The sequence below is a fragment of the Kibdelosporangium banguiense genome (genome assembly GCF_017876405.1).
Classification (GTDB): domain Bacteria; phylum Actinomycetota; class Actinomycetes; order Mycobacteriales; family Pseudonocardiaceae; genus Kibdelosporangium; species Kibdelosporangium banguiense.
Map to the genome: position 1 here is coordinate 6708468 of NZ_JAGINW010000001.1, position 11006 is coordinate 6719473.

11 protein-coding genes are annotated in these 11006 nt (G+C 66.7%); 5 read left to right on the forward strand and 6 right to left on the reverse strand.

The window, feature by feature from the left end; all coding sequences use genetic code 11:
• Positions 1-15: 15 nt before the first annotated feature.
• Positions 16-900, forward strand: a complete 885-nt coding sequence (locus JOF56_RS31240) for an ABC transporter permease (protein WP_209643046.1) — start codon at positions 16-18, stop codon at positions 898-900.
• A 9-nt stretch (positions 901-909) separates the two neighbouring features.
• Positions 910-2283, forward strand: a complete 1374-nt coding sequence (locus JOF56_RS31245; RefSeq protein ID WP_209643047.1) for an MFS transporter — start codon at positions 910-912, stop codon at positions 2281-2283.
• Here the strand turns inward: JOF56_RS31245 and JOF56_RS31250 are convergent, their stop codons facing one another.
• On the reverse strand, positions 2284-2586 hold the full coding sequence (locus JOF56_RS31250) for a DUF1905 domain-containing protein (RefSeq protein WP_209643048.1): 303 nt from the start codon (positions 2584-2586) through the stop codon (positions 2284-2286).
• A 149-nt stretch (positions 2587-2735) separates the two neighbouring features.
• Between JOF56_RS31250 and JOF56_RS31255 the strand changes: the two genes are divergently transcribed.
• Positions 2736-4562 carry a rhamnogalacturonan lyase gene (locus JOF56_RS31255; protein WP_281065513.1) on the forward strand — a complete coding sequence of 609 codons (1827 nt, stop codon included), beginning with the start codon at positions 2736-2738 and terminating at the stop codon, positions 4560-4562.
• 156 nt (positions 4563-4718) lie between these two features.
• Positions 4719-6320 carry a hypothetical protein gene (locus JOF56_RS31260; protein WP_209643049.1) on the forward strand — a complete coding sequence of 534 codons (1602 nt, stop codon included), beginning with the start codon at positions 4719-4721 and terminating at the stop codon, positions 6318-6320.
• Here JOF56_RS31260 and JOF56_RS31265 read toward each other — a convergent pair.
• The gene (locus JOF56_RS31265; RefSeq protein WP_209643050.1) at positions 6317-6688 is read right to left on the reverse strand and encodes a DUF5997 family protein; all 372 of its coding nucleotides are present in this window, start codon (positions 6686-6688) and stop codon (positions 6317-6319) included. The genes JOF56_RS31260 and JOF56_RS31265 overlap by 4 nt on opposite strands.
• Before the next feature lie 59 nt (positions 6689-6747).
• On the opposite strand from JOF56_RS31265, the gene JOF56_RS31270 reads away from it, so the two are divergent.
• On the forward strand, positions 6748-7440 hold the full coding sequence (locus tag JOF56_RS31270) for a LysR family substrate-binding domain-containing protein (protein ID WP_209643051.1): 693 nt from the start codon (positions 6748-6750) through the stop codon (positions 7438-7440).
• 6 nt (positions 7441-7446) lie between these two features.
• On the opposite strand, the gene JOF56_RS31275 is transcribed toward JOF56_RS31270, so the two are convergent.
• The 4 genes from JOF56_RS31275 to JOF56_RS31290 form a co-directional block, all read right to left on the reverse strand.
• Positions 7447-7806 (reverse strand): nuclear transport factor 2 family protein, encoded by a 360-nt coding sequence (locus tag JOF56_RS31275; RefSeq protein ID WP_209643052.1) that lies wholly within the window; start codon positions 7804-7806, stop codon positions 7447-7449.
• A 94-nt stretch (positions 7807-7900) separates the two neighbouring features.
• Complete coding sequence (locus JOF56_RS31280) at positions 7901-8749, reverse strand: SGNH/GDSL hydrolase family protein (RefSeq protein ID WP_209643053.1); 849 nt, start codon at positions 8747-8749, stop codon at positions 7901-7903.
• Between the two features lie 97 nt (positions 8750-8846).
• The gene (locus JOF56_RS31285; protein WP_245378471.1) at positions 8847-10187 is read right to left on the reverse strand and encodes an MFS transporter; all 1341 of its coding nucleotides are present in this window, start codon (positions 10185-10187) and stop codon (positions 8847-8849) included.
• Positions 10188-10308: 121 nt separating this feature from the next.
• Entirely contained in the window at positions 10309-10941 is a 633-nt protein-coding gene (locus JOF56_RS31290) for a TetR/AcrR family transcriptional regulator (RefSeq protein ID WP_209643055.1), read from the reverse strand.
• Positions 10942-11006: the final 65 nt, after the last annotated feature.

The window sequence follows — 11006 nt, forward strand, 5'->3', positions numbered from 1 at the left end:
CGGGGTGAAGCACGTGTGAGGCCGGCTTTGCTGGCTGCTGCGATCTGCGTGTTGCTCTTGGTCTTCGGCCATGTGCTCACCAGCAGCGTCGTTTTTGCCGCTGTGGCCGCGGCCACAACGGCCGCCGTCGGATTGACCTTCGTGGTGTTCGCGGGCGGAATCGACCTGTCGATCGGCGCGGTCGCGCTGCTGTCGGCCGCCCTCAGCGGGGATCTGGTTTCCCGTGCCGGGTTTTCCGGTCCGATCGCGGTGTTCATGGCACTGGCCATAGGTGTCCTTTGTGGACTTTTAAACGGCCTGCTGGTGACCCGGGCGGGACTGCCGCCGTTCGTGGCGACATTCGGCGTGCTCTGTGTGGCGGGAGCAGTCGCGGCCGGCCTGCCGAAACCGGTTACGAACCAGGGTCAGTGGTTTGCCCCGTGGGTGGTCTGGACCGTGGCCGCTGTCGTCATCGTGATCGCCCATGTGTTGTTCGCGCATACAGTGCTGGGGTTTCGTGTGTACTTCGCGGGTACCAACGAGACCGCCGCCGAGCACTGGGGAATCTCGGTGGCAGGGGTGCGGCTGATGACCTACGCCGCGTCCGGCGGGCTGGCCGCGTTGGCAGGGGTCATGGCGCCCGGGTCGGTCAAGGGACCGATCGACGTCGAACTGATCGCGCTCGGCGCGGTCGTGCTCGGGGGCGCCACGCTGTCGGGAAAGCGCGGGACTCTGATCGGCAGCCTGCTCGGCGCGGTGTTCCTGGAGCTGACCGGGACAGCGCTGCGCAGCGTGGGAATGGACTGCTACTGGTGGCAGGGCGTGCTGGGTGTTGTCGTCGTCGGTGTGGCCACAGTGAACGCGAGACTGGATCGCCGGCGCAGAACAATGCAGTGGCATGACCGGACAAACAACCCATAGTGTCGTGCAATGACCGAGCCGGCTGTGGCACGCAAGCGTCTCGACTTGCATGACCCCGCGACACGTACGTTCCTGCGCCTGCTGGGCAACACACTCTTCGTGTCGGTCACCAACTACACAGTGTGGTTCGCGATCACGTTCTACGTGTACCTGGAGACCCGCTCGGTGTTCGCGACCGGTCTGATCGCCGGGCTGTTCCTGGTACTGACGTCGATGACCGGCATCTGGTTCGGCAGCCTGGTCGACCACCACGACAAGAAGACCATGATGCTGCTGTCGGGCATCGGATCCCTTGTGCTGTACGCGGCCTCGTTCGTGGTCTACACCCTGGCGCCGGATGGAACGTTCAAGGACCCGGCCAGCCCGTTTCTCTGGGTGTTCGTCACACTGCTGATGCTCGGTGTGATCGTCGGCAACATCCGGACGATCGCGCTGCCGACCTTGGTCACCGCACTGATCGCGGAAGACCTCCGCGACAAGGCGAACGGGCTTGTCGGCACCACCTCAGGGACGTCCGTGCTCGTGACGTCCGTGATCAGCGGTGTGCTTGTGGCGCAGGGCGGTATGACCTACGTACTCATACTCGCTTTGGCCGTACTGCTGCTCGCGACTGTCGACTTGAGCGTGACCCGGGTGCCCGCGGCCGCCGGTGGCACGGCCGCCGGCGAACCGAAACGGGTCGACGTCCGCGGCACGATCCGGATCATCAACGGCATTCCCGGCCTGATGGCGCTGATCCTGTTCTCCACGTTCAACAATTTCCTCGGCGGCGTCTTCATGGCACTGATGGACCCCTACGGCCTGTCACTGGTGTCCGTGGAGGTCTGGGGTTTCCTGTGGGGCGTCCTCAGCGCGGGCATGATCCTCGGCGGCCTGGTGGTGGCCCGGACAGGTCTCGGCCGCAATCCCGTGCGCACCCTGCTGCTGGCGAACCTCGTCCTGTGGGGCATCACGTCGGTGTTCACGATCCAGGCCTCGCTGGCCCTGATGATCGGCGGCCTGTTCGTCTACCTGTGCCTGATGCCCGCGGCCGAGGCGGCCGAGCAGACCATTCTGCAGAAAGTCGTGCCGTACGAACGCCAGGGCCGCGTGTTCGGCTTCGCCCAGAGCGTGGAGCTGGCGGCGGCCCCGCTGACCGCGTTCCTGATCAGCCCGATCGCCCAGTTCGTGTTCATCCCCTTCATGACCACCGGCGCGGGCGTCGACCTGATCGGCGGCTGGTTCGGCACGGGGCCTGACCGCGGCCTCGCCCTTGTCTTCACCCTGACCGGCCTCATCGGAATGGCCGTGACGCTGCTGGCCCTGCGTTCCAAGCAGTACCGCAACCTGTCCAAGGGGTACCTGATCACCGAAACCCAGCCGAGCGAGCAGCCGTCAGCCTGATCAGAAATCGAGGAGTTCGACCCTCGTGGTCGCCACGTCGCCTATGTCGAGCGACTCGGCCTTACGGATGGCGCGCTTGACGGGCAGGACGTAGCAGCCGCTCGAACTGTCCGGGAAGATCGACGTCGTCCACGTGCTGCTGCCCACGGTGACCCGTACGCGCAGTGAGCCGAAGCCGCGGCGTGGGCCCGCGGTCATTTCACGGATGTCCTCGGATGCCTCTTCCGGCAGCGTCACGAATGTCCAGCTGCTGTCTTGCCGGGCATCCCATTCCCACAGCTGAGCGTCGAAAACCACGTTCACCCGGGCAGCATCGCACAGAGGGCTGACAATCCCGGGTGTGACAGCGGTACTTGGGAGCGCTTTCAGAATGTAACGACGTCTTTACAAGGAGTGTCGACAGTCGCTACGTTCGAAGAACTGGGAGCGCTCCCAGAAAACCCTGCGATGTGTTGAGTGAGGTCGGCATGGCCAACCATTCGTTGCGGGCGGTGCTGGTGGCCGCCCTGCTGCTCCCTCTGGTGATCCCGCTACCGGCCGCGGCTGCCCGGCCCGGCCCGGCCGCGGAGACGCTCGGCAGGGGAGTGATCAGTGTCCATACCGGACAGGGAAACCGGGTCAGCTGGCGACTGCTCGCCGACGATCCGGCTGGTGTCGCGTTCAACGTCTACCGTGACGGCACCAGACTGGCGACAGTCAGCGGTCCCACGACTTTCCAGGACAAGGACGGCCCGGCAACGGCCGGCTACGTCATCAGGCCGGTGGTGAACGGCACGGAGCTTCCGTCCACATTGGCCTCAGAGGAGACTCTGCGCTTCACCGGTGACGTGGATGTGGCCGCCAGTACGCGTGATGTGCCGCTGCAGATTCCGCCTGGTGGCACCACGCCATCTGGCGAGAGCTACACCTACGCAGCCAACGACGCGAGCGTCGGCGATCTGGACGGCGACGGCCAGTACGAGATCGTTCTGAAGTGGGATCCGAGCAACGCCAAGGACAATTCGCAGTCCGGATACACGGGCAACGTCTACATGGACGCGTATCGGCTCAACGGCACGCGGTTGTGGCGCATCGATCTCGGCCGCAACATCCGGGCAGGCGCGCACTACACGCAGTTCCAGGTGTTCGACTACGACGGTGACGGCCGGGCCGAGGTCGCGATGAAGACCGCGGACGGCACCCGGTCCGGCACCGGTCAGGTGATCGGCAACGCCAACGCCGACCACCGCAACTCCAGTGGCTATGTCCTGGCAGGTCCGGAGTTCCTGACCATGTTCAACGGCCAGACCGGCGCGATCATGTCCACGGTCAACTACGACCCGCCTCGGGGAACGGTCTCGTCGTGGGGCGATTCGTACGGCAACCGCGTCGACCGATTCCTTGCCGCTACGGCATATCTGGATGGTTCCCGCCCCAGCCTGATCATGTCGCGCGGCTACTACACGCGCACGGTGATCGTGGCATGGGACTTCCGCAACGGCGCGTTGACGCAGCGCTGGAAGTTCGACTCGAACTCGGCGGGATCGCAGTATGCCGGGCAGGGTAACCACAATCTGTCGGTGGCGGACGCCGATCGCGACGGGCGGGACGAGATCATGTTCGGTGCCATGGCGATCGACGACAACGGCGCTCCACTGTGGAATACACGCAACGGCCACGGCGACGCCATGCATGTCGGCGACCTCATCCCCGGCCGCACCGGCCAGGAGGTCTTCAAGATCAGTGAGGACAAGTCGAAGCCCGCGGCCTGGATGGCCGACGCCCGCACCGGCCAGATCATCTGGCAGAACCCGAGCTGCAACTGCGACAACGGCCGTGGTGTCTCCGGCGACATCTACGCGGGCAGCCCCGGCGCGGAGTCCTGGTCCTCGGCGGTCGGCGGCCTGCTCAACACCAGCGGCCAGAACATCGGCCGCAAGCCGTCCTCGACGAACTTCCTGGTCTGGTGGGACGGCGACGCCCAGCGTGAACTGCTCGACGGGACGCACATCGACAAATACGGCACCGGCGGCGACACCAGGCTGCTGACCGCGTCCGGCGTACACTCTAACAACGGGACGAAGTCCACGCCGGCACTGTCGGCCGACATTCTCGGCGACTGGCGCGAAGAGGTCATCTGGGCCACGACCGACAACCGCGCCCTGCGGATCTACTCCACCACGGACTCGACCGGCATCTCGCGTCCGTCACTGATGCAGGACCGGCAGTACCGCGTGGCCGTCGCCTGGCAGAACACCGCCTACAACCAGCCACCCCACCCCAGTTTCGCCATCGGGTAGACCCCGGCAGGCCCGGCCCGTCGCCGGTGCTGACGGGCCGGGCGGGGTTTGACCTGGGTTTGTCACGGTTTGGTCGCGGAGAAAAACGATCTTGAACCGAGCCGGGCCGGGATTCGTGTCTGAGTGCGTCATAGGCAGGGTGGGGAGGACGCGGACATGGACAACAGCCGTTGCGGTGACACGGTTTTGCTGGGCCGGGTTGGCGATTTGGGTGAGACGGTGAAGCTCGTGCTGCCGCGCAGGACTGGGGCACGCGTGGTGAAGCTGCCACAGCAAACGCCACCTATGCGGGTGGACGTCGCCGGTGGCGGGCCGGTTGGCCTGTCGTTCGCGTGCACGGTGAAGGCGATGCTGGGAGATCGCGTTCAGGTGCGCGTGCACGACCGCCGGTGGATGCGGCGTGACGACAGGATTGTCTGGAAGGGCCAGGCCGAGGGCAACAACCGGCGTGAGCAGGTTGTGACGCTGCAGAGCAATGTCTGGGCCGCGTTGCCCGAGCTTGTGCAGCAACGGCTGTTCTGCAAGGGCAAGTTCTCCGAGATGTGGCCGCTCGGCCCGGATTCGCCGGCCGAACGCGGCCGGCCGCGCAACATCAAGATCCGGTGGATCGAGGACTGCCTGCTGGACATGGCGCAGGATGTCTACGGCATCGAGCTTGTGCCCGAGGCATACGTCAAGCCCGGCGACTGGGACGGCCTGCATGTGCTGGCGATCGCCGACGGCGCGCGCTCGGCGACGCGCGACAGCCTCAAGAGCCACTTCGGCACGCCGAACCGTGATCTGTACTCATTGGACGGTTCGCCGCTGGACGAGCGGGTGCTCGGTATCCGGGTCGTGGCCAAGGTGCCGGACGAGTACACCGTGCCGCTCACCGTGTGCCAGAACAGGTTCCTCTTCAACTCGCTCGGCGGCGGTTTCATCAACATGCGGCTGACCAAGGAGGAAGCGTCAGAGATTGTCGCGCTCGGCGAGAGCGGGCCTGTCGAGTGCATCGGCCGGTTCGGCTGCACGATGCGCCCGGAGGGCACGAAGTTCGTGTGCGACAGGCACAAGGCGGTGTTCAAGCCTTCGGTGGACCGGCTTTCCTTCCTGTGGCCGCGGATTCTGGACGGGCTGCGGTTCTTCGGTGTCGGCGCGGCCGATGTCGTGGGCATCACCTCGTTCACCCTCGGCATGCAGCAGATGTCGAAGTTCAGCGCGCAGATCGCCCCCAAGACGTTCGGCTTCCTGCTCGGCGACGCGGCGAACTCGCTGCACTTCTGGCCCGGCCGGGGCCTGAACACCGGCCTGAAGAGCGCGCTGTCGCTGGCGGCGAACCTGCGTGCCCGCTGGCAGGGCCGGCCGTTCAGGGCCGCGGACTTCGCCGCGCACGAAGGGATCATGCAGCAGTTGCAGTACCGCGAGAAGTCCCGCGCGTGGACCACGATGCTGATGCCCGACGAGAACGGTATGCCGCGCGGCATCGAGGACCGTATCCGCGACGGCCTGCAGGGCCCGTACGACCGGGACGCGCTCGTGGCAACGCTGTACGAGCGCGTGAAGGCGATCAGCAAGCGACTGTCCAGCCGGATGGGCCCGCTGCCCAGCGACGAGTGGTACCTGATGCGGATCAACGCCATGGACGTCAAGACCCTCAAGGTGATGGTCGAGTCCGGCGCCTGGATCACCCAGGAGATCGGCGGTGACGAGGTCGTGGTCCCGACGTTCGAGAAGCCCGCGGCCCCGGCGCCGGTCCGCAACCTGTCGCTGGTCTCCTAGCCGCGCTTCTCCTTCAGGCGGAGCGCTTCCTTGCGGACCTCGGCCTGGGTGGCGCGTTCGCGCTGCAGCCACTCGGGGCTCTCGGCCTTGAGGGCTTCGATCTGCTCGGTGGTCAGGGAGTCGGAGACGCCGCTGCGGGCCAGGCCGCTGATGGAGATCCCCAGTTTCGCCGCGACGACCTGGCGTGGGTGCGGACCGTTGCGGCGCAGGTCGCGCAGCCACTCGGGTGGGTCGTTCTGCAGGGCGTTCAACTCGTCGCGCGAGACGACGCCCTCCTGGAACTCCGCGGGCGTGGCTTCGAGATACACACCCAGCTTCTTCGCCGCGGTCGCGGGCTTCATCGTCTGGGGTGTCTTCTGCGACTTCATCGGGCAAGGGTATCGGGCCGTGTGCGGTGCCCGGATGTCACGCCCGGTAATCTGGGCACGTGACAGGCTCGTTCAGGCTCGCGTACGTCCCTGGGGTGACTCCCGCCAAGTGGGTGCGGATCTGGAACGAACGCCTCCCCGAGGTGCCGTTGACCCTTGTCCAAGTGCCCGCCGCGCAAGCCGTGGGCACGGTCCGGGACCGGGACGCCGACGCGGTTCTCCTGCGGTTGCCGATCGACCGCACCGGCCTGCACGCGATCCCGCTCTACACCGAGACCACAGTGGTCGTGGTCCCGAAAGACCACGACCTGACCGCGGCCGAGGAAGTGTCCACTGAGGATATGGCCGGCCAGATCGTGCTGCATCCCCTCGACGACACCCTCGACTGGGAACAACTGCCGGGACAGCCGGCGATCGAGCGGCCCGCCACGACCGAGGACGCCATCCAGCTGGTGGCAGCGGGCGTGGGCCTGCTTGTCGTCCCGCAGTCACTGGCCCGGCTGCATCACCGCAAGGACCTGACCTACCGGCCGGTCCTGGCGGCCCCGGAGTCGCGTGTGGCGTTGACGTGGCTGGAAGACGAGACCACCGACCTGATGGAACAGTTCATCGGAATCGTCCGTGGCCGCACTGTCAACAGCACGCGCGGACGCCCCCAGACACCGGCGAAACCCCAGAAACCCGTCAAGACCCCACAGCGTTCGCAAGCCCCCAAGGGCGCCAGGCGTGGCAAGCCCCGGCGCCGGTCGTGACGCCGGTCAGCCCGGAACCTTGTCCAGGAAGCCGTGCACGTGCTTGATCCGGCCGTCTTCCAGCACGACCACGTCGAAGCCGATCACCAGCGGCTCCTCGGCGCCGGGCGCGCCCAGCAGCCAGGTGAACCGCGCGATGTCGTGATGACCGTCCACCGGCCCCAGGGTGAATTCCAGGCCGGCGAACTGTTCCTGCGCCCCGCCGATCACCTGGTCGATGGCCTCCGGGCCGGTGACCGCGACGAGGGGGTCGGTGAAAGTGGCGTCCGATGTGTACAGCTCGTCGACAATCGCGCGCCGCTTGTCGGCGTTCTTCTCGTTCCAGGTGTCGATGTACCGCTGTGCGATGCTCTCGTATTCGCTCATGGGTAAAGCTTGTCCGACCGCGGGCAGCCAGTCGATTACCTGAGACGTCATGCCCCAGTGGACAGCCACCGGGGCATGACGGGGCCGGGTACGGCTACAGGCCGAGCACCTGGATTGCCTGGGCGGCCATCTTGGCTTCGCCGAGGGCGTTGGGGTGCACGACGACCGGGTTGGTGGTCTGCAGGACGGGTTCGATCCAGCGGACGCCGATCGGCTTGCAGGCGTCGTGGCCGTCCGAGGCCTCGGTCATGTCCACATAGGTCGCGCCGGTCGCGGCGGCGGCGCGTCCGACGGCGTCGTTGAGTGTTGCCTGCAGGTCTCGCAGGTAGGGCACGTCGCCTTTGGCGATGGGCATTTTGGTGAAGCAGCCGCCGGTCTCGGGGACGATCCAGGGGTAGCCCAGGATGGCCACCCGCGCCTGCGGGGCCTTGGCGCGAACGGCCTGCAGGGCGGCCACCAGGGCGGGGTATGTCTTTGTCCGGATGGTGTCCTGGAAGCTGGAGCCGTACAGGGTCTTGCACGGGCTGCCGTGGCCGAGGGTGACTATCCCGGCCGCGCCGCAGGCCAGGATGGCGTTGATGAACACGCCGCTGTCGTTGCCACCGATGGTCATGGTGATCAGGCCGGTGTTCGCGCCGACGGCGTTGATCTGTGGCGGGACACCGGGGTACTGGGCGGTTGTGAAGTGCTTGGTCTCGGCGGCGCCGCACGTGACGTCGGTCAGGCTCGCTCCGGTCTCGGCGGCGATGACGTGGGGGTAGTTGCGGGACGATCGGAGGCAGAGCAGCGGTGCGCCGGGATCCGAGGGCAGGACCCCGGACGCGGCACTGTAGGAGTCGCCGAGCGCGACGTAGTTCAGGGCAGGGGTTGCCGCTTGGGCGGTCGCAGGAGTCAGCAGGGCTGCGACCGTCACGGCGACAGTCGTGAACAGACGGCGAGGCATGGGCTCTCTCCCGGCATCGATGACGGTGTCTGCGAGCTACTCGCGAGTAACTACATGCATGGTCGGTCATCCATGCCTCGCCGTCAACTGCGGGGCGTTACCTGCCAGGCGCGGACGGCGACACCGCGGCGGTCCGTGGAGTTCGGTCGACCGGCTTGCCGAGGTCCTCGGTCGGCACGCGGTACGTCTCACGTCCACTGGCGACGGCCGCGATGTTGACCGCGCAGAGCACTGCGGTGAACACGGCGACACCGATCCAGCCTGTGCTGCCCGTGCCCGCGATCGCCGCGGCGATGGTGGGGGCGAAACCGGCGATGGCGAAGCCGATCTGCGTGCCGATCGCCATCCCCGACAGCCGGACCTCGGCGGTGAACATCTCGCCGTAGAAGGCCGGCCAGATGCCGTTGGTGGCGCTGTAGACCACGCCGAACATCACGATCCCGACGAGGAAGATCAGCGGGTAGTCGCCCGAGGAGATCGCGCCGAGATAGCCGAACATCAAGGCGGCGCACCCGATCGAGCCCGCGATGAACACCGGCTTGCGGCCCACCCGGTCGGCGAGAGTCGCCAACAGGGGGAGCGCGATCAGGGCGACGACGTTGGCCAGGACACCGACCCACAGCATGGACGACCGGTCCAGTTTGACCGTGTTCACCGCGTAGCTCAGGGCGTAGACGCTGAAGATCGTGCTCACCGACGCGATGATCGAGGCCAGCACCACGCGCAGGACGTCACGCCAGTGGTCGCGGAACAGCACGGCGACCGGAAGCTTGGCCACGCCGCCGGTGGCGACCTGCCGCTCGAACACCGGCGTCTCCTCGAGCCTGCGCCGGATCACGTAGCCGGCCACGACAACGATGAAGCTGGCCCAGAACGGAACCCGCCAGCCCCACGAGAGCAGAGCCTGTTCGGGCAGCGCGGCCACGGGCAGGAACACTGCTGTGGCAAGGATCTGGCCCGCCTGTGTGCCGCTGAGCGTGAAGCTTGTGTAGTAGGCGCGGCGATGTGCGGGGGCGTGTTCGAGAGTCATGGAGTTCGCGCCCGCTTGTTCGCCGGCCGCCGACAGGCCTTGGAGCAGGCGCAACACCACAAGCAGGACCGGCGCGAGCACGCCTGCCTGGTTGTAGGTGGGCAGGCAGCCCACGAGGAACGTGGCCACGCCCATCAGCAGGAGGGTGAAGACCAGCACCTTCTTGCGGCCGTACCGGTCGCCGACGTGTCCCAGCACGAACGCGCCCAACGGGCGGGCGGCGTAGCCGACGCCGAAGGTGGCCACGGCCAGCAGGGTGCCGGTGGCCGGATCGGAGCTGGGGAAGAACACCTTGTTGAACACCAGCGCCGCGGCGGTGCCGTAGATGAAGAAGTCGTAGTACTCCAGGGCGCTGCCGATCCAGGCGGCGGTCGCGGCCTGCCTGGGCTTGCCCTCTTTGGCGGTCATCATGCTCCTCTGTCAGGCGGCGTTGCGGAAACAGCGGGGCGTAGGTACGAACTAGATAGTTAATTAGGCTGATGTGGCCCCGGCCGCTTGTCAAGAGAGCCGCGTCAAATCCCTGCTCGGGTCAGCGCGTGGTCAGGTGGGCCACGACAAGGTCGCCGAGCATCCTGCGGTAGTGGTCGCGCGTGTCCGGGTCGAGCATGTCCCGTTTGAAGATCGCGTTGAACGTGTGCCGGTTGGCCGTGCGGAACACGCAGAAGGCGCTGATCACCATGTGCACGTCGAGCGGGTCGACGTCATCGCGGAAGATCCCGGCGCGCCGCCCGCGCTCGAGGATCCTGGCCAGTACGTCGAGTGCGGGGTTGGCGAGCCCGGTCAGCACGGAGGATTGGGCGATGTGTTCGGCGCGGTGGATGTTCTCGATGCTGACCAGCCGCACGAAGTCCGGATGCGACTCGTGGTGGTCGAAGGTGAGCTCGGCCAGCTGCCGGATGGCGTCCACGGGGTCGAGGTGCTCGACGTCCAGGTTCTGCTCAAGCGTCCGGATGCCGGTGTACGCGCGCTCCAGTACCGCGATGTACAACTGTTCCTTGTTGCCGAAGTAGTAGTAGATCATCCGCTTGGTGGTGCTCGTGCGTGCGGCGATCTCGTCCACCCGGGCGCCCGCGTAGCCCTTGTCGGCGAATTCGGCGGTGGCGACGTCGAGGATGTCGGCGCGGGTCCGGTCGGGATCCCGGCCGCGGTCCGGTTCGGCCAACGACTCGCCTTTCTGCTGGTGGAACTTGTGGTCACCTTAGCCGGGCCACCGGCCTGCGGCTGTGC